18 protein-coding genes and 1 tRNA gene are annotated in these 17341 nt (G+C 65.7%); 9 read left to right on the top strand and 10 right to left on the bottom strand.

What is annotated here, in order from left to right:
• Positions 1-100 precede the first annotated feature (100 nt).
• Both K3181_RS09840 and K3181_RS09835 read left to right on the top strand, forming a co-directional pair.
• The gene (locus K3181_RS09840) at positions 101-562 is read left to right on the top strand and encodes an Lrp/AsnC family transcriptional regulator (protein ID WP_221602945.1); all 462 of its coding nucleotides are present in this window, start codon (positions 101-103) and stop codon (positions 560-562) included.
• On the top strand, positions 559-993 hold the full coding sequence (locus tag K3181_RS09835) for a GFA family protein (RefSeq protein WP_345725484.1): 435 nt from the start codon (positions 559-561) through the stop codon (positions 991-993). Before K3181_RS09840 ends, K3181_RS09835 begins: the two co-directional genes overlap by 4 nt.
• A gap of 123 nt (positions 994-1116) precedes the next feature.
• On the opposite strand, the gene accC is transcribed toward K3181_RS09835, so the two are convergent.
• From accC to K3181_RS09820, 3 genes are all read right to left on the bottom strand, one after another.
• Complete coding sequence (gene accC, locus K3181_RS09830) at positions 1117-2466, bottom strand: acetyl-CoA carboxylase biotin carboxylase subunit (protein ID WP_221602944.1); 1350 nt, start codon at positions 2464-2466, stop codon at positions 1117-1119.
• A 10-nt stretch (positions 2467-2476) separates the two neighbouring features.
• Positions 2477-2968 carry an acetyl-CoA carboxylase biotin carboxyl carrier protein gene (gene accB, locus K3181_RS09825; protein WP_221602943.1) on the bottom strand — a complete coding sequence of 164 codons (492 nt, stop codon included), beginning with the start codon at positions 2966-2968 and terminating at the stop codon, positions 2477-2479.
• 72 nt (positions 2969-3040) lie between these two features.
• A complete protein-coding gene (locus K3181_RS09820) occupies positions 3041-3475 on the bottom strand; it encodes a type II 3-dehydroquinate dehydratase (RefSeq protein ID WP_221602942.1) in 435 nt (144 codons plus the stop codon).
• A gap of 78 nt (positions 3476-3553) precedes the next feature.
• On the opposite strand from K3181_RS09820, the gene K3181_RS09815 reads away from it, so the two are divergent.
• The 3 genes from K3181_RS09815 to K3181_RS15810 all read left to right on the top strand — a co-directional run bounded on the left by K3181_RS09815 (position 3554) and on the right by K3181_RS15810 (position 7098).
• Positions 3554-4330: a transglutaminase-like domain-containing protein gene (locus K3181_RS09815; protein ID WP_221602941.1), complete on the top strand. Its 777-nt coding sequence runs from the start codon at positions 3554-3556 to the stop codon at positions 4328-4330.
• A gap of 296 nt (positions 4331-4626) precedes the next feature.
• Entirely contained in the window at positions 4627-6051 is a 1425-nt protein-coding gene (locus K3181_RS15815) for a DUF7125 family protein (RefSeq protein ID WP_221602940.1), read from the top strand.
• Between the two features lie 30 nt (positions 6052-6081).
• Complete coding sequence (locus K3181_RS15810) at positions 6082-7098, top strand: sensor histidine kinase (protein ID WP_221602939.1); 1017 nt, start codon at positions 6082-6084, stop codon at positions 7096-7098.
• Between the two features lie 21 nt (positions 7099-7119).
• Here the strand turns inward: K3181_RS15810 and K3181_RS09800 are convergent, their stop codons facing one another.
• Both K3181_RS09800 and K3181_RS09795 read right to left on the bottom strand, forming a co-directional pair.
• A complete protein-coding gene (locus K3181_RS09800) occupies positions 7120-7533 on the bottom strand; it encodes a holin family protein (RefSeq protein ID WP_221602938.1) in 414 nt (137 codons plus the stop codon).
• Between the two features lie 108 nt (positions 7534-7641).
• Positions 7642-7718: transfer RNA gene (locus K3181_RS09795), tRNA-Pro, on the bottom strand.
• A 202-nt stretch (positions 7719-7920) separates the two neighbouring features.
• Here K3181_RS09795 and yajC point away from each other — a divergent pair.
• The 3 genes from yajC to secF are packed head-to-tail and all read left to right on the top strand — an operon-like array spanning position 7921 to position 10856.
• A complete protein-coding gene (gene yajC / locus K3181_RS09790; RefSeq protein WP_221602937.1) occupies positions 7921-8247 on the top strand; it encodes a preprotein translocase subunit YajC in 327 nt (108 codons plus the stop codon).
• Between the two features lie 19 nt (positions 8248-8266).
• Positions 8267-9865 carry a protein translocase subunit SecD gene (gene secD, locus K3181_RS09785; RefSeq protein ID WP_221602936.1) on the top strand — a complete coding sequence of 533 codons (1599 nt, stop codon included), beginning with the start codon at positions 8267-8269 and terminating at the stop codon, positions 9863-9865.
• Between the two features lie 13 nt (positions 9866-9878).
• On the top strand, positions 9879-10856 hold the full coding sequence (gene secF / locus K3181_RS09780; RefSeq protein ID WP_221602935.1) for a protein translocase subunit SecF: 978 nt from the start codon (positions 9879-9881) through the stop codon (positions 10854-10856).
• 91 nt (positions 10857-10947) lie between these two features.
• On the opposite strand, the gene K3181_RS09775 is transcribed toward secF, so the two are convergent.
• Together K3181_RS09775 and K3181_RS09770 are read right to left on the bottom strand one after the other, a co-directional pair.
• On the bottom strand, positions 10948-12138 hold the full coding sequence (locus K3181_RS09775; protein ID WP_221602934.1) for a glycosyltransferase: 1191 nt from the start codon (positions 12136-12138) through the stop codon (positions 10948-10950).
• A complete protein-coding gene (locus K3181_RS09770; protein WP_221602933.1) occupies positions 12135-12707 on the bottom strand; it encodes a helix-turn-helix domain-containing protein in 573 nt (190 codons plus the stop codon). Before K3181_RS09770 ends, K3181_RS09775 begins: the two co-directional genes overlap by 4 nt.
• A gap of 90 nt (positions 12708-12797) precedes the next feature.
• On the opposite strand from K3181_RS09770, the gene K3181_RS09765 reads away from it, so the two are divergent.
• Positions 12798-13274 carry a DUF6456 domain-containing protein gene (locus K3181_RS09765; RefSeq protein ID WP_221602932.1) on the top strand — a complete coding sequence of 159 codons (477 nt, stop codon included), beginning with the start codon at positions 12798-12800 and terminating at the stop codon, positions 13272-13274.
• Positions 13275-13339: 65 nt separating this feature from the next.
• Here the strand turns inward: K3181_RS09765 and K3181_RS09760 are convergent, their stop codons facing one another.
• The 3 genes from K3181_RS09760 to K3181_RS09750 are packed head-to-tail and all read right to left on the bottom strand — an operon-like array spanning position 13340 to position 17310.
• The gene (locus K3181_RS09760; protein ID WP_221602931.1) at positions 13340-13906 is read right to left on the bottom strand and encodes a uracil-DNA glycosylase family protein; all 567 of its coding nucleotides are present in this window, start codon (positions 13904-13906) and stop codon (positions 13340-13342) included.
• Positions 13903-15708 carry an ABC-F family ATP-binding cassette domain-containing protein gene (locus K3181_RS09755; RefSeq protein ID WP_221602930.1) on the bottom strand — a complete coding sequence of 602 codons (1806 nt, stop codon included), beginning with the start codon at positions 15706-15708 and terminating at the stop codon, positions 13903-13905. Before K3181_RS09755 ends, K3181_RS09760 begins: the two co-directional genes overlap by 4 nt.
• Positions 15709-15750: 42 nt before the next feature.
• Positions 15751-17310, bottom strand: a complete 1560-nt coding sequence (locus tag K3181_RS09750) for an amidohydrolase family protein (RefSeq protein WP_221602929.1) — start codon at positions 17308-17310, stop codon at positions 15751-15753.
• Positions 17311-17341 lie beyond the last annotated feature (31 nt).

Genomic DNA, 17341 nt, shown 5'->3' with positions numbered 1-17341 from the left:
GCTAATAATGTTAGCCAAGACGGCTGCATCGCGTTGTCAACATTTCGTGGAAGTTTCGCGATGCCCCGCCGCTGGCGCAAGGGTAGCAGAGGCAGTGAGTATGGCCAATCTCGACGATATCGACCGGCGATTGCTGGGTGAACTCCAGACGGAGGGGCGAATCACCAATGTCGAGCTAGCCCATCGCGTGGGGCTGACCGCGCCGCCGTGCCTGCGCCGCGTCCGCGCGCTCGAGGAAGAGGGCGTGATCAGGGGCTATCACGCGGAACTCGATCCGTCGAAGCTGGGCTTTTCGATCACCGTTTTCGCCATGGTCAGCCTCAAGAGCCAGGCCGAAGACGCGCTGCGCGAATTCGAGGCGGCGATGCGCGACCTGCCCGAAGTGCGCGAAGTGCACATGCTCAACGGCGAGATCGACTTCATCATCAAGATCGTCAGCAAGGACCTGCAGAGCTTCCAGGAATTCCTCACCAGCAAGCTCACCCCCGCGCCGAATGTCGAAAGCGTGAAGACCTCGCTCACCATCCGGACCAGCAAGCACGAGCCCGGCGTCCCGCTGTGAGCGCGGGTGAGCGGATCGAGGGCCACTGCCTCTGCGGCGCGGTCACCATCACGCTCGACGATCCCAAGCATGAGGTCGAAATCTGCCAATGCGCCATGTGCCGGCGCTGGGGCGGGGCCTTCTATGCCGGCCAGACAGGTGCGAGCTTTTCCATTGCGGGCGAAGACGCCATCACCGAATATCGCTCGAGCGCCTGGGCCGAGCGTGCCTTCTGCTCGAAATGCGGCAGCAATCTGTGGTTCCGCTTCCTGCCCACGGGCAATCGCAGCTTCTCGGCCGGGTTGTTCGACGCCGCGGCATCGCACGGCATCGAGAAGGAGATTTTCGCCGACGAGCGCGCGGACTGGTGCCGCCTCGAAGGCGACCATCCCCGCCAGACGGGCGAAGAGGTGATTGCCGAGGCGAAAGCGGCGGGCTTCAGCTTCGACTAGCGACGCAGGCCACGACGGCGTCCGCCGGCGCCAAGTCCAGTGTGGGCGACCTCATCGCAGCCAGTTAAGAATTGCCCGTCATGATACCGGCAGCGCATCGCTAGCTGGCTCGAGCGGCGTCGCTCACCCCTCCCGCGTCTTGAGCCATTCCTCGAGCCATTTGATCGAGTAGTTGCCGCTCTTCACATCGTCCTGCTGGAGCAGTTCCTGGTGCAGCGGGATCGAGGTCTTGACCCCTTCGACCACCATCTCCTCGAGCGCGCGCTTCAGCCGCATCATGCAGCCGTCGCGCGTGCGGCCATAGACGATCAGCTTGGCGATCATGCTGTCGTAATAGGGCGGGACGCGATAGCCGGCGTAAAGCCCGCTATCGACGCGGACATGCATGCCCCCGGCGGCGTGGTAATAGGTCACTTCGCCCGGCGAAGGCGCGAAGGTCCACGGGTCTTCCGCATTGATGCGGCATTCGATCGCGTGGCCCTTGAACTCGATCTCGTCCTGCTTGACCGAGAGCGGGTGGCCCGCCGCGATGCGGATCTGTTCGCGCACCAGGTCGACGCCGGTGATCGCCTCGGTCACCGGGTGTTCGACCTGCAGGCGGGTGTTCATCTCGATGAAGTAGAACTCGCCGTTTTCCCACAGGAACTCGATCGTCCCCGCGCCCCGATAGCCCATGTCGCGCATCGCCTGCGCGCAGACCTCGCCCATGCGCATGCGGTCTTCCTCGCCGAGTACGGGGGAGGGGGCTTCCTCGAGCACCTTCTGGTGCCGGCGCTGGAGCGAACAGTCGCGTTCGCCGAGGTGGATGGCGTTGCCATTGCCGTCGCCGAAGACCTGGAATTCGATGTGGCGCGGATCGCCGAGGTATTTCTCGATATAGACCGTGGCGTCGCCGAAGGCGGCCTTGGCCTCGCTGCCCGCCTGCTTCATCAGGCTTTCGAGCTGGTCTTCGCTCTCGCAGACCTTCATCCCGCGTCCGCCGCCACCGCTGGCGGCCTTGATGATCACGGGATAGCCGATCTCGTCGGCGACCTTGCGCGCCTCCTCGACCGTTTCGACCGCGCCATCGCTGCCGGGGACGAGCGGAAGGCCCAGGGCGCCCGCGGTCTTCTTCGCCTCGACCTTGTCGCCCATCGTGCGGATATGCTCGGGCTTGGGGCCGATCCAGGCGATGTCGTGCGCCTCGACGATCTCGGCGAACTTGGCGTTTTCCGAAAGGAAGCCATAGCCCGGATGGATCGCATCGGCATGGCTGACTTCGGCGGCCGAGATGATGTTGGCGATGTTGAGATAGCTGTCGGCCGCGGCGGGCGGGCCGATGCACACGGCATGGTCGGCCAGGCGGACATGCATGGCATCGGCATCGGCGGTGGAGTGCACCGCGACGGTCTCGATGCCCATCTCATGCGCCGCGCGATGGATGCGCAGCGCGATTTCGCCGCGGTTGGCGATGAGGATACGGGAAATGCTCACGGGACCGACCTCAGCCGATGACGACGAGCGGCTGGTCGAACTCGACCGGCTGGGCGTTCTCGACGAGGATCGCCTTCACCGTCCCGGCCTTGTCGGCGGTGATCGGGTTCATCACCTTCATCGCCTCGACGATCACCAGCGTCTGGCCTTCCTTGACGCTGGCGCCGACACTGATGAAGTCCGCGGCGCCGGGTTCGGGGGCGAGATAGACGGTGCCGACCATGGGCGACTTGATCGCGCCCGCGACATCGGCACCTGCACTGGCTTCAGGCGCGGGTGCCGTCGCGGCGGGAGCGGGTGCGGCCACTGTCGGCGCCGCCATCGCTGCCGGTGCCGTGGCCATCGCCACGCCGCCGCCGCGCGAGACGCGGATCTTCCGATCGCCATCCTCGACCTCGATCTCGACAAGACCCGTCTCGCCCAGCATTTCGGCGAGCTCGCGTACGAGAGCGGTATCGACGTTCATGCCGGAACTGCCGGCGCTGCCCTTATGGTCGGCCATGGAACCCCTTGTATGTTGTTTGGCCCGCCTATGCTCCGCGCGGGCGGATAGGGCAAGGGGTGCGCGCGCGTTTTAGAGCGCCGCCGCCTTTGCCAACGCTACGGCATAGCCGTTCGCGCCCAGTCCCTTGACTTCGGCCACGGCGGCCATGCCGACATAGGAGATGTGGCGGAAGGGCTCGCGCGTGGCGGGATCGGAGAGATGGACCTCGATCACCGGGAGCTCGATAGCCTTGATCGCGTCGAGCAGCGCGATCGAGGTGTGGGTATAGGCGGCGGCGTTGAGCAGCACCGCCTTCGCCCCGGTCGCGCGCGCTTCGTGCAACCAGTCGACCAGGACGCCCTCGTGATTGGTCTGGCGGAAATCGATGGCAAGGCCGAGCTCGCGCGCTTTGTCCTGCAGCATGGCCTCGATGTCGGCGAGCGTAGCGGAACCGTAGATCTCGGGCTCGCGCGTGCCGAGCAGGTTGAGATTGGGGCCGTTGAGGACGAAGACGGTGTCGATCATGGGGTGGGGTTAGCGGCTGTCGGGGCCGCAGGAAAGCGGGCTCGGGACCGAAGGTGCACCTTGGGGCATTGTCACGGCATGCGCCTCTCGATCACCACCGAACTCGACTATGCCTTCCAGGCCCCTACCGACGTCATCCTGCAGATCGAGGCGGCCGCGATCCCGGAACAGCAGATCGAGCACGCGCATATCGACCTCCCCGATGTCGAGCACTTCGCCCGGCTGCCCGGCCACGATACGATCGGCGAAAGGATCTGCTTCCAGACCCAAGGCAGCCTGAAGGTCCGCTACGAGGCGACCGTCGACATCCGGCGGCTCGATGCTGAGATCGAAACGCTGGCCGCCGTGCCGCCGCATGATCTGCCCGCCGAAGCTGTCGAGTATCTCTTCCCGTCGCGGTATTGTCCTGCCGACGAATTCATGGCGCTCGTCGAAGCCGAGTTCGGCGATACGGTGGGCGGCGCGCGGATCGCCGCGATGCGCGACTGGATCGCGGACTCGATCGAATACAGATCGGGCAGCAGCAATGCTGGCACGGATGCGATGGAAATCTTCGTCTCGCGCTGCGGCGTGTGCCGCGATTTCGCGCATCTGCTCGTCACCCTCGCGCGCGCCAGCGCGATCCCCGCGCGCTTCGCCAGCGTCTATGCACCCAACGTCAAACCGCAGGATTTCCATGCCGTGGCCGAAGTCTTCCTCGACGGCGCGTGGTACGTGGTCGACGCGACCGGCATGGCGAGCGCGCAGGACATGGCCAAGATCGGCGTCGGCCGTGACGCTGCCGACGTCTCTTTCCTGACAAGCTACGGGCCCGCAGAGATGCGAGCGCAAAAAATCTCTGTCTCCGCGCTTTGAGGTGGGCAGAGGTGAAAAACCGGCCATCCCCTGCAACGGACCGAGGACATTTGAAGACCAGTCGCTGAAAGACGCGCAACCAGTCTTCAAAGACGGCCGCTGATCCGTTCGTGATCTTTCCGACCGGCGAACTTCGGTCCCTGACCGCAACGCCGAGTTTGCGTCGCCATCGGAACACTTAGCCGCCCTAATGCATATTACTTCTAAGATTCGAACCATCGCGCGTGCAATTCGAATCATCGCACGCGTCATCTCGTCGTGACACTATTGGCCGCCGAGGCCCCCGGGGGAGTTCTATGGGTGACGTCATTTCGACCGGAATCACCGGGCTCGATACGATTCTCAACGGGGGTGTTCCCAAGAGCAGTATCACCTTGCTGCAAGGCCATGCCGGATCGGGCAAGACAACCCTGGGGCTCCAGTTTCTGTTGGAGGGCGCGAAAAAGGGCGAGAGGAGCCTCCTGATCAGCGTGGCCCAGACGAAGACCGAACTGGAGCATATCGCTGCAAGCCATGGCTTCGACCTCGGCGCGCTCGACCTTGAATTCGTCGATATCGGGCATGACGGAGCACCAGACCAATATGCGGTAAATACCCAAGAGGAAGACCTCGATGACCTGCTGTCGCAGGTCCACTCCATCGTCGAGCGGGTCAAGCCGGAGAGGTTGGTTTTCGATTCCCTCCTTGAGATGCGGCTCCTCGCCAGAAGCGACTACGACCACCGGAGGGACGTACTCGCGCTCAAGCGTTCGCTGGTCAAGCTCGGAACGACCGCGATCATTCTCGACCATGTCGGCGAAGGGCTGGACCGCCGGATCGAAGGCGTTGCCCATGGCGTGATCATTCTCGACAGCTACACGCCGCACATCGGGACCACCTATCGCCGCCTGATGATCCGCAAATTCCGTGGCCACCGTTTCATCGAAGGGTGGCACGACTTCGACATTCAACCGGGGGGGCTGGACGTCTTCGCCCGGCTCCTGCCGCAGAGACTCCCTCCCCAAAAGGTCGGGAAGCAGCTCAAGACCCGGGTGGAAAGCCTCGATGCCATGCTCGGCGGGGGGCTCGAAAGGGCGACCACCACACTGATCGCAGGCCAGTCGGGAACCGGAAAATCGACTCTCGCGACCGTCTTCGCCAGTGCGGCCGCCAAACAGGGGATGAAGGCGGGCCTCTTCCTTCTGGAGGAGCGACCCGAGGTCTACCGCGATCGTTCCGAAGGTGTCGGAATCGATGTCGTCGAGCCCGAACGCGAAGGCACCTTGTTTCTCGAGCATTTCGATCCTTCGGAAGTTTCGGTGGGCCACTTCTCGCAGACGATCCTCAACCTGGTCGAAGAAGAGGATCTCGATGTCGTAGTCATCGACAGCCTCTCCGGTTTCGTGAGCGTCCTGCCCGAGCGACATAACCTTATTCCGCAGATCCAGTCGCTGTTGCAGCAGCTGGCGCGGCAGAACTTGGTAGTGATACTCACCATGTCGCAGCACGGGCTGCTGGGTGAGACGCCTCGGACGGAAGTCGACGTGAGTTTCCTCGCGGACTCGATCATCCTCCTTCGCCATTCGCCGGAAGGAAGCGAGATACGGCGGACATTGGCGGTGGTGAAGAAGAGGCACAGCGACCACGACCGGCGGATCAAGAACTTCGTCATCGCCCCAGGGAAGGTCGATGTCGAAGACATCGAGGAGGGAACCAAGCGGCAGATCGAGAGCCAGTCCTAGATGATTGAACAGGTCGCCCCTCGACCCGTGGTGGCAATTTTTGCCCCGCTTGCGGGGGATGCCGAAGCGATCGCCGGCCTCGTTGCCGAGATGGGCTACGAAAGCGATATCTGCGGTAATCCCGCGTCGTTCTTCGAAGCGCTCGAAACCCATCCCCTCTGCGCAATTTTGACCGAAGAGGCCATCTCCGAGGAAGCGGCGCAGGCGATCGAGCGCCATTCGGGGGCAGCCCCGCTATGGTCGTCCATTCCGCTGATCCTGGCGATCGGCGATCCCGAACACTTGTCCCGGCCCTCGCAGAAGATCATCGACAGCTCGGCGACGGCGACGGTGGTGGTGCTGCAAAGGCCGCTTCGCAAGGCAGTTTTCACCACCGTGTGCAAAAGCCAGATCCAGCTACGCGAGAGGCAGTTCCAAGCTGCGGCGATGATGGAACGGCTGGCGGAAGGCGAGCAGTATCAGAGGTTCCTGCTCGACGAATTGCGCCACCGGACCCGCAACATGCTCGGTATCCTGCAAGCGACCGTGAAGCTCGCTTCAAAGAACTGCCGAGACATCGACGATTTTCGGGAAGAGCTGCTCGCGCGCCTCCAGTCCATCTCGCTGGCGCACGAGCGCCTGACCAAGGAGGAACCCGACGAAGGGCACCTGAAAACGATAATTCACGATCATGTCTCTCCCTTCAGCCTGGCCGAAGACAAACTCGAACTGGAGGGCCCCGAGATCGTCCTGTCGGAGGGACTGACCTTCGATTTCTCGCTCGTCCTGCACGAGCTCGCCACCAATGCCGCGAAATACGGGGCGTTGAGCGCCGCGGATGGCGTGGTCCGGGTCGAGTGGGAGCGGCGCGACGGGATACTGGCGGTGACGTGGCAGGAACGGGGAGGGCCCGCCGTCAGCGCTCCGAGCCGACAGAGTTTCGGCACGCGAATGATCGAGCGCCTGACGGCAAAATACGATGGGAGCAGCGCGTTCGACTACCGGCCCGAGGGCCTCAGGGTCGAGCTGTCGCTGGCGATCGGAGAGGAAGGCTCCGCGCAGCCCTGACCCCGGGCAGAGCACCGAAGCCTATTGGTCCACGCCCTTGACCTTGCCCCACTGGCGCGCGGCGGTGTAGCCGAGATAGCCGGTACCGAAGAGTGCGTAGAGCGCCTCGGGAAGGGCGGCGAGGTAGCGTGTCATGCCTTCGCCGATGGCGCGCGCGGTGATCGGATCGAAGGCGGCGATCACGCCCATCGGCACGCTGAACATGATCAGCGCATACATGACATAGAGGAAGCTCGGTCGTGCGCGGCTGGTCCAGGGGTCGCGGCTTTGCGCTTCTGCCACGATGGCCGAGAGCCGTGCCTCGATCTGCCGGAGTTCCTGCGTGCCCTCGAGCGCAATCAGCTCGAGCTTGGCCCTGGCGCGCGCCTCCTTGTCGGGGATCACCTTGTCGATGATCGAGGCGATCGGGCTGATGAGCGAATCGATGAGCGGCATGAGGCGTCTCCGGTTTGCGAGACCGAATCACCTAACCATATCGGTTCGTGTAGGAAAGCGGGCGTGCAGCAGCGCTTGCCGAGACCGTCCAATTGCGAGGAAAACCACTGGTCGGGATGACTGGATTCGAACCAGCGACCCCCACACCCCCAGTATGGTGCGCTACCAGGCTGCGCTACATCCCGAAACCAGTGGAGGCGGCCCTATAGGGCGCAGGCCTGTGCATGGCAAGCACAGTTCTCAGGCAATTCGTTGCCCCGCTCCCGCATTGCTGCTAACCGCGCCGCACTTTCGCATGAGGGAGCGCGCGGACCGCTTGAACGGGCGCCGGGCGCCACCCACCTGCGGACCCGACAGAACACAAATTTCCCGACAGGAATTCCATCGATGATCGATCTCCTCGCCGCCGCCGGCAGCGCCGCAGCCGAGCCCCCCGCATGGACCGGCTGGGTCCTGCCGCTGGGCATGCTGCTGATCCTGTGGTTCCTCATCCTGCGTCCGCAGATGCGCCAGCAGAAGCAGCATCGCGAACGCGTCGCCGGCCTCGCCAAGGGCGACGAAGTGGTCACCGCGGGCGGTCTCGTCGGCAAGATCACCAAGGTCGAAGAGCATTTCGTCCATGTCGAGCTCGCCAAGGGCATGACCGTCAAGGCGGTGCGCAGCACCATCGGCGAAGTGCTCTCCTCGCGCGACGCGCCTGCCGCCAACGACTAATCACAGGACGCCCTCTTCCATGCTCGATTTCCCCACCTGGCGTAAGGCATGGCTGTGGCTGGTGACGGCGCTGTGCTGTCTCGCCGCGCTGCCTTCGCTGCTCTCCGCGACCAGCATCCGCTGGCCCGACGCGCTGCCCGATCCGATGGTCAACCTCGGTCTCGACCTTGCCGGCGGCAGCCATATCCTGCTCGAAGCCGATTCCTCGCAGGTCGCGGCGCAGCGGCTCGAGAACATGGAAGAGAACGTACGCAACACGATGCGCCGCGCCGAACCGCGCATCCGCATCGGCGACGTCTCGACCCGCGGCGGACGGCTGAGCTTTGTGCTCGACGATCCGAGCGAGATCGATCGGGCGCGCGAACTGTTGCTGCCCTCGATCAACGGCACCGGCCTGGTGCGCGAATGGAACCTGACCGTCGAGGACGGCAATCGCATGATCCTCACCCCCACGCAGGAGGGGACCGATCAGGCGGTGAGCGACGCGATGGAAAGCGCCACCGAAGTCGTGCGCAAGCGGATCGACGAACTGGGCACGCGCGAGCCGACCATCATCCGCCAGGGTGACACGCGCATCGTCGTCCAGGTTCCCGGCCTGCAGGATCCCGACCAGCTCAAGGCGCTGCTCGGCCAGACCGCCAAGCTCGAGTTCAAGCTGGTCGACCAGCAGGCACTGCAGAGCGACGTCCAGCAGGGCCTCGCCCCGCCGGGATCGGAAATCTTCCCCTATGCCGAAACCTCGGACTTCGTCGGCAGCTCGGTCGCGGTACGCCGTCTCGGCGGTATTCGCGGCGACAACCTCACCGGTGCGCAGCAGAGCTTCGATCCGCAGACCAACGAACCGGTGGTCAACATCCAGTTCGACAGCGACGGCGGGTTCCGCTTCGCCAAGCTGACCAGCGAAAACGTCGGCAAGCCCTTCGCCATCATCCTCGACGGCAAGGTGCTCTCCGCCCCCAATATCAACGAGCCGATCCGCGGCGGCACGGCGCAGATTTCGGGCGGCTTCTCGGTCGATACCGCCAATCAGCTGGCGATTTCGCTGCGCTCGGGCGCCCTGCCGGTCGACCTCGCGGTGATCGAGGAACGCACCGTCGGGCCCGATCTCGGCGCGGATTCGATCCGCCAGGGCATGGTCGCCATGGCCATCGGCTCGCTGCTCGTGGTGCTGCTCATGATCGTCACCTACGGCCGCTTCGGCGTCTATGCGACGGTCGCGCTGGTGTTCAACGTGCTCATGCTGCTCGGCGTCATGGCCTTCCTCAACACTACGCTGACCTTGCCCGGTATCGCCGGCTTCGTCCTGACGATCGGTGCGGCGGTCGACGCCAACGTGCTGATCAACGAGCGCATTCGCGAAGAGCGCAAGCGTGGGCGGCGCGTGGTCGCCGCGGTCGAGAATGGCTACAAGGAAGCCAGCCGCGCGATCTACGACGCGAACATCACCAACTTTATCGCCGGCGTGCTGCTGTTCCTGTTCGGCAGCGGTCCGGTGCGCGGCTTTGCCGTGGTGCTGGTGATCGGCCTGTTCACCTCGGTCTTCACCGCCGTCACGCTGACCCGCATGTGGGTCGCCGACTGGCTGCGCAAGGCCAAACCCAAAGACATCGTGCTGTAAGGAGGCGGGATAGATGAAACTGCTCAAGCTCGTCCCCGACGATACCAACATCAAGTTCCTCAAGTGGCGCGTGCCCTTCTTCGCCGTCAGCCTGCTGCTGATCGCGGCGAGCTGGGCGCTGGTTCTCACCAAGGGGCTCAATTACGGCGTCGATTTCGCCGGCGGCCTCGAGGTTCGCGCGACCTTCACCCAGAGCGCCGAGGCGCCCGTGGGCGAACTGCGCGAGAAGATCGCGACGCTCGGCTATGGCGATCCGGTGGTCCAGCGCTTCGGCGAGGACAACCAGGTCTCGATCCGTGTGCGCCTTCCCGACGATGTTTCGGCCGACAAGGAAGCCGCGCAGGCCGCTGCCAACACCATCGTCGAGACGTTGCAGGGCGAATATGACGACTTCCGCCTCGACGGCAACGACAACGTCTCGGGCAAGGTCTCGGGCGAATTCCGCCAGACCGCGCTCTACGCACTGCTCGCGGCGATGGCGGCGATCGCGCTCTACATCTGGATCCGCTTCGAATGGCAGTTCGGCGTCGGTGCGTTGTTCGCGCTGTTCCACGACGTGAGCCTGACGCTGGGCATGTTCGCGCTGTTCCAGATGGAGTTCAGCCTGCAGATCATCGCCGCGATCCTCGCGATCATCGGCTATTCGCTCAACGACACCATCGTCGTCTACGACCGCATCCGCGAGAATTTGAAGAAATTCCGCAAGATGCCGCTGCCCGAACTGCTCGACCTCTCGGTCAACGAGACGCTCGCGCGTACGGTGATGACCTCGCTCACGCTGCTTATCGCGTTGATCCCGCTGCTGTTCTTCGGCCCCGCCAGCCTGTTCGGCATGGTCGCGGGTATCACGCTGGGCCTGTTCGTCGGGACCTACAGCTCGATCTACATGGCGGCACCGTTCCTGGTCTGGCTGGGCGTCACGAGCGACAGCTTCGTGCCGACCGAAAGCGTGGCCGACGAACAGGAAAAGAAGGCGCGCGGGCTGGTGTGAGTTTTTTGTTGCTCAAGGTCAGGACCTCCGTCCTGACCTTGCGGCCCGCCGCCGCCGCGATGGAAGCGCGCAGGCGCTTTCCGAACTCGATTCAGGCAAGGCCATCGTAATGGGCGGCCAGCGCCGCTCCGTTCGCTTCCCAGCTGAAGCCATCGACGCACGCCGCCACCTCCTGGGGTGAGCGGGGACGGGCGGTCACCGCGAGAATCCCTTCGCGGATGGCGCGGCAGTTGCGCGCGACGATCGCGCCGGCTGCGGGCGAGGTTACTACTTCGCGCGCGCCGCCCGCATCGGTGATGACGATCGGTGTGCCGCAGGCGAGGGCCTCGATCCAGGCGTTCGCCAGCCCCTCGCTGGCCGAGGGCAGCACCATGGCATCGGCGGCCGAGAGGATCGGCGGCAGGGTAGAGGGATCGAGACTGCCGAGGAAGTGGACGCGCTCGGCGACACCGACCTCCTTTGCCAGCGCGCGCAAGCTCGCCTCGTCCTCGCCCTTGCCGACGAGGAGGAGCCTGCCCTTGGGCAGATCGGCGAGCGCCTTGATGACATAGGCCTGCCCCTTGCGTTCGATCAGCGCGCCGACGGTCACCAGCAGCAGGTCGTCCCCGGCGATGGGGACGGAGAAGCTGGTCGCCAGCCGGGCGCGCAGGCCCCCATGATCCATCGGGCGGAACAGGTCGCGGTCGAGCCCTGTGTAATGCACGGCGATCCGGTCGCGCGCCATGCCGAGCATTGCCATGTCGTCGGCCAGCGCCTCGCATACCGCCAGGACGCCCGCCGCTTCGCGGGCCGTGTCGAGCAGCGCCGCGCGGCCATAGCCGCGCGCGCCCCAGTGATGGATGTCGGCCCCACGCGCCTTGACCGAGAAGGGCAGGCCGAGCTCGCGTGCAACCAGCATCGCGGCGGGGCCGTCGGGATAGAAGAACTGCGCATCGACGAGGTCGAAGGGGCGCTCGGCGTGGAGGCGGCGGGCCAGCGGCAGCACCGCATGCGCGATCAGCTTGGGGTTGAGCCGGCCACCGAACCTCGGGATCAGCCGGAAGACCGGGCGATGCACGGCCATGCCGAATTCCTGCCCGTCACGCGCGGCCGCGGCGAGCGGTCTGTAGCGGCCTAGCGCCAGCGGCGGCAGGCCGATCGGGTTGATGAGCGTCACGTCCCAATGCGTGTCGCGCTGCAGTGCCTCGAGCGACTTGGCGACGAAGATGCCGAAGCGCGGATGGGCGGCGTTGGGAAACAGCGTGGAGAGCGACAGCACGCGGCGGGTCTTGGCCCCGCTCACAAGGGGCGCACCAGCATTTCGGCCAGCGCGATCCACGGCGGGCTATCGACCACCTGCTGCTTCTGGCCATGCCCTGGCGGCAACAGGCCGACGAGGCTGCCCTGCCGGTCGATCAGCCGCCCAAAGGCGAAGCGGCCGCCTTTCCGCGGCACCAGGACGTCGCGGTTGATCGCGCGCGAGGTCTCGGCGGGATCGAGTTGGCGCAGCCACAAGAGGTCGCCCGGACGGTACTCGCCATGCGGGTAGTCGATTTCGAGCACCATCAGCGCACCATCGCCGCCGAGGTCGGTCGACAGGATCGCGTCACGCGGTGCGGAGAGCGCCTCGGGCCCATCCCTCGCCAAACGCGCGACGACTTGCGGGGGATCGGTGTCCTCGCTGCGCACGAGCATTTCGGGATCGACCTCGAGCGCGGCGGCGATCCGCTCCATCCATTTGAGCGAGAGGTTGCGCATGCCGGTTTCGAGCCGCCCGACGGTCTGCGGCGTAGTCGGCGGGGAGCAGGCCGCGGCCAGATCGGCCAGCGTCAGGCCCTTCTGCTTGCGGATGTCGCGGATGCGATTGATCATCACGCTTCCATATATAACCGATTTGGTTTTCACTCTTTCCTACATGAACCGAGAAGGCGCAAGGGAATTCTTCCAGCCAAGGAGACGCCCATGCCCCGCCGCCATCTCGTCGAACGCGAACTGACCGAAGAAGGCCCGCGCCGCGGTGTCGGGGCAAGGGGCAAGCGCCGCAGCGTGACCGTCAACCTCGCCGAAAGCCCGCTCGGCTGGCTGCATGCGCGTGGCCATCTGAGCGACCGGCAGTTCGACGCCGGCGAGCGGTTGCGCACCGATTACGAGCGCGCGCAGCTGGCGCCTGCGGTCACCATGCGCTGGGACCCGGTCCGCGTCGACGGCGGCGCCAGCGCGGGGCTGACGCCGTCCGAGCGCCAGATCGCGGCCAAGGCGCGCTTCGACGGCGCGATCGCCGCTGCAGGCCCGGGACTGACCGACATATTGTGGCGCGTGGTCTGCGCGGGCGAGGGTGTCCCAGCGGCGGAGCGGGCTCTTGAATGGCCCGCGCGAAGCGGCAAGCTGGTGCTCAAATTCGCGCTCGACCGGGTGGCCGATTTCTACCGCATCGGGTGAGCGCCGTTTTTCCTCTTGGACCGTGTAACAGGCGGTCCATGTCGTGGAATGGCGCGCGGGCGATCCTACACGTGCCGCGCGACCTCTTTGCGCAGTGCGGGCAGCACCTCGGCTTCGAACCACGGGTTCTGTCGCATCCAGATCGTCGAGCGCCAGGCGGGGTGGGGCAGCGGGAGAAAGCGCGGGAGATAGTCGCGAAAGCCGCGCACGCGCTCGGTCATCGACAGCTTGCGCGCTTCGGACAAATAATGCGCCTGCGCATAGGTGCCGACGAGCAGCGTCAGCCGGTCCTCGGGCAGCAGGTCGAGCACGCGGCCATGCCATTGACGCGCGCATTCGGGGCGGGGCGGCTTGTCGCCGCCGCTCGCCTTGCCGGGGTAGCAGAAGCCCATCGGTACCAGCGCGACGCGCGCGGGATCGTACATCTGGTCCTTGCTCAGCCCGGTCCAGTCGCGCAACCGGTCGCCGCTGGCATCGTCCCACGGGATGCCGCTCTCGTGGACCTTCGATCCGGGTGCCTGGCCGATGATCAGCAACCGCGCGGTTGCCGAAAAGCTGGCGACCGGGCGCACGCCGTGCGGCAGGTGGTCTGCGCAGATCCGGCAGGCCGCAATCTCGGCCTGCAGGCTCATCCCTCGACCAGTTCGGCGAGCGCCAGCCAGCGCTCTTCCGCCGCGTCCTTCTCGCTGCGCGCATTCTCGACGCCCTGCGAGATATTGGCGAAACGCTGCGGGTCCGAGGTGTAGAGGTCGGGGTCCGAGAGGATGTCCTCACCCTTCGCGATCGCCGCCTCGAGCTCCTCGATCCGAGCCGGGAGCAACTCGTAGTCGCGCTGATCCTTGTAGGAGAGCTTGGTCGACTTGGGGGCAGGTGGCGGGGGCGGCGCGGGCTTGTCGGGCGCCTTCTCGGCCTTGGCCTTACCCGCCACCGGCTCGCGGCGCTTGGCCTCCCAGTCCTCGTAGCCGCCCGCGACCACGTCGACCTTACCGGTGCCGTCGAGACCGAGCGTGATGGTGACCGTGCGGTCGAGGAAGTCGCGATCGTGGCTGACGATCAGCACCGTCCCCTCGTAGTCGGCGATGACCTCCTGCAGCAGGTCGAGCGTCTCGAGGTCGAGATCGTTGGTCGGCTCGTCGAGCACGAGCAGGTTCGAGGCCTTGGCGAATTCGCGCGCCAGCAGCAGCCGGCTGCGCTCGCCGCCCGACAGCACGCCGACCTTCATGTCGACGATCTTGGGATCGAACAGGAAGTCCTTGAGATAGGCCTGCACATGCTTGCGATTGCCGCGCACATCGATCCAGTCGCCGCCCTCGGCGAGTATCTGGCGCACGGTCTTGTCGGCGGTCAGCAGCTGGCGCTGCTGGTCGATCATCACGCCGGTCAGCGTTTTGGCGATCTCGACCGTCCCGCTGTCGGGTTCGAGCTCGCCGGTGAGCATTTTGAGCAGCGTGGTCTTGCCTGCGCCATTGGCGCCGACGATGCCGATGCGGTCGCCGCGCTGGATGCGCAGGCTGAAGGGCTTGATGATCGTGCGATCGCCATAGGACTTGGCGATGTCCTGCGCGACGATGACCGACTTCGACTTGAAGTCCTCCTCGGTCGCGAGCTTGAGCTTGGCGGTGCCACCGGCACTGATCATCGAGGCGCGCTGGGCGCGCATCTGCCACAGCTTCTCGAGCCGCCCCTGGTTACGCTTGCGCCGCGCGGTCACCCCGCGCTCGAGCCAGTGCGCCTCGAGCTTGAGCTTGGCGTCGAGCTTCTCCGCCGCGCGCGCTTCCTCGGCATAGACCGCCTCTTCCCACGCCTCGTAGCCGCCGAAGCCGACTTCCTTGCGCCGCAGGTTCCCGCGATCGAGCCACAGCGTCGAGCGCGTCAGCCGCTTGAGGAAGGTGCGGTCGTGGCTGATCACGAGAAAGGCGCCGCGATAGCGGTCGAGCCAGCCTTCGAGCCAGTCGATCGCGCCGAGATCGAGGTGATTGGTCGGCTCGTCCATCAGCAGCAGGTCGGGATCCTGCGCCAGCGCGCGGGCGATCGCCGCGCGGCGCTTTTCGCCGCCACTCGCGCCGGTCGTCTCGCGGCTCATGTCGATGCCGAGCTGGCCCGCGATGGCCTCGACCTCGTGCTCCTGCGGCGCGTGGTCGCCGGCCAGCGCCCAGTCCATCAGCGTCGCATGGCCGGTGAGGTCGGGGTCCTGTTCGAGCAGCACGATGCGCAGTGCGGGCTTGGTCTTGCGAATGCCGGCATCGGTCTCGACGCGACCGTCGATCATGCGGAACAGCGTAGTCTTGCCGACGCCGTTGCGGCCGATCAGCGCGATGCGGTCGCGCGGGCCAATATGCAGGTCGAGCGGATCGTGATCGGGACCGCCGAAGAGCCACTTGCCGCCCTGCTGCAGGGCCATGCCTTCGAGGCTGAGGATGGGGGGCTGTGCCATAGGCCGCGCGAAGTAGGCGCGCGCGGCCTATGCTGCAAGCGCCTAGCGCGCGGCGCGCTGCTCCTCGGCCATGCGGGCGACATCGGCGAGCAGCGCGTGCGCGTCGTAGACAATGCCATCCTTGACCGTCCAGCGCACCCCGCCGACCTGCTCGACCGCGCCGGTCTCGGGGTTCATCCGCGTATGGCCGGTGCCGTAGAGCACCTTCAGATTGGCGAGCGGGTTCTCGGGCACGATGACGAGGTCGGCCAGCTGGCCCACCGCGATACGCCCCATCGGCGCCTCCTTGCCCAGCGGCTCGTAGATCTCGCGAGCGCCATCGATGGTCGCAGCGCGGATCACGGCGAGCGGCGCTAGCCCCGCCTCGCGCAACATCTCGAGCTCGCCGACGTAAGCAAATCCCCAGGTCTGGTAGATATAGCCCGGGTCCGAGCCTGCGGTGACGCGGCCGCCGCGATCGTGGAAGTCCTTCGTCAGCGCGAACCACTTGGCGTAGAACTGGCGCCAGGCGGTTTCGTCCTCGCTGGTCCAGTCCTTGTAATAGCTGCCGTGATTGGTGGCGCTGGGGGCGTAGAAGTCCATCAGCGAAGGGATGGTGTATTTCGCGTGCCAGTCGCGTGTCTTGGCGGCCATCACGTCGCGGCTGGCCGAATAGATGTTGAAGGTCGGGCTCAGCGTGACGCCGCTGTCGACGAGGAAGTCTACATAGTCGTCCCACTTCTCGCTGCCCGGCTCGACCGCCTGCGGTGCCAGCCGCGCGACCCAGCCGAAGCGCGACTGCTCGTCGAAGTAATTGTAGTCTTCGGGATAGTAGGGGAGCCCATCCTTCAGCAGGCTTTCGAAATGGCCGTAGAAATGCGTCACGCCGCCAAGCCCGAGTTCGACGGCCTTGCGCGCATTGACCTCGGCCACGCCGGTCTGGGCGAGATGGGCGACGGTACCCATCTGCTGCTTCTTCGCTTCATCGAGCGCGGCGCCAAGAATTTCGGGCGAGGCGGAATTGAAGAACTTGATGCCCCAATAGCCCTGCGCCTTGGCCCAGCGCACCCATTCGCGCGCCTTGGCCGGACTGTCGGGGTTGCCGCCAGACCATTTGTCGCCGAACACCGCGTACGGGATCAGGCGCGGAGCGGTGATCGTGTTGGCAGCGCTGCGCGCAGCATCCGAGAGGTCGGGCGTGTTGGGACCGAAATAGAAGCTCACCCCGCGCACCGTGGTGACGCCATGCGCGAGCCAGAGCTTGTAGCCATAGGAGGGCTGCGGAGCCTTCACGGCATCGCCATTGTGCCCGTGGACGTCGACGAAGCCGGGCAGGACATACATGCCCGCGGCATCGACCACCCGCTGCGCGGCCTGCACCTCGTTCGCCGGCGCACCGCCGGGGTAGAGCGCGGCGATGCGATTGCCCTCGACCAGAATGTCGACCGGACCGGCCGGGGGCGCACCCGATCCCTCGATCACCGTCGCGCCGCGGATCAGCAATTTGCCGAACGGTCCGTCACCTTCGCCCGCCACCCGGTCGGGCACACGCTCCATCTGCGCGGCGAGCGGCGGTGCCGCGATCGCGGCCAATGCCGCCAGTGCGAATGTCCAGGCTTTCATGCAATCCCCCTCGATCGGCGCCGTGGGCCGG

Origin of the sequence: Qipengyuania mesophila (assembly GCF_019711655.1) — a bacterium.
In the GTDB taxonomy this organism is placed as follows: Bacteria; Pseudomonadota; Alphaproteobacteria; order Sphingomonadales; family Sphingomonadaceae; genus Qipengyuania; species Qipengyuania mesophila.
This window is presented reverse-complemented; position numbering and strand designations above follow the sequence as displayed.

Bases quoted from the DNA above. Each gene is read 5' to 3' on its own strand.
- K3181_RS09755 (WP_221602930.1), bottom strand. From the start codon at position 15,708: ATGGCACAGCCCCCCATCCTCAGCCTCGAAGGCATGGCCCTGCAGCAG.
- K3181_RS09815 (WP_221602941.1), top strand. From the start codon at position 3,554: ATGCGCCTCTCGATCACCACCGAACTCGACTATGCCTTCCAGGCCCCT.
- K3181_RS09820 (WP_221602942.1), bottom strand. From the start codon at position 3,475: ATGATCGACACCGTCTTCGTCCTCAACGGCCCCAATCTCAACCTGCTC.
- K3181_RS09750 (WP_221602929.1), bottom strand. From the start codon at position 17,310: ATGAAAGCCTGGACATTCGCACTGGCGGCATTGGCCGCGATCGCGGCA.
- yajC (WP_221602937.1), top strand. From the start codon at position 7,921: ATGATCGATCTCCTCGCCGCCGCCGGCAGCGCCGCAGCCGAGCCCCCC.
- K3181_RS09765 (WP_221602932.1), top strand. From the start codon at position 12,798: ATGCCCCGCCGCCATCTCGTCGAACGCGAACTGACCGAAGAAGGCCCG.
- K3181_RS09760 (WP_221602931.1), bottom strand. From the start codon at position 13,906: ATGAGCCTGCAGGCCGAGATTGCGGCCTGCCGGATCTGCGCAGACCAC.
- K3181_RS09770 (WP_221602933.1), bottom strand. From the start codon at position 12,707: ATGATCAATCGCATCCGCGACATCCGCAAGCAGAAGGGCCTGACGCTG.
- K3181_RS15815 (WP_221602940.1), top strand. From the start codon at position 4,627: ATGGGTGACGTCATTTCGACCGGAATCACCGGGCTCGATACGATTCTC.
- secD (WP_221602936.1), top strand. From the start codon at position 8,267: ATGCTCGATTTCCCCACCTGGCGTAAGGCATGGCTGTGGCTGGTGACG.
- accB (WP_221602943.1), bottom strand. From the start codon at position 2,968: ATGGCCGACCATAAGGGCAGCGCCGGCAGTTCCGGCATGAACGTCGAT.
- secF (WP_221602935.1), top strand. From the start codon at position 9,879: ATGAAACTGCTCAAGCTCGTCCCCGACGATACCAACATCAAGTTCCTC.
- K3181_RS09800 (WP_221602938.1), bottom strand. From the start codon at position 7,533: ATGCCGCTCATCGATTCGCTCATCAGCCCGATCGCCTCGATCATCGAC.
- K3181_RS09840 (WP_221602945.1), top strand. From the start codon at position 101: ATGGCCAATCTCGACGATATCGACCGGCGATTGCTGGGTGAACTCCAG.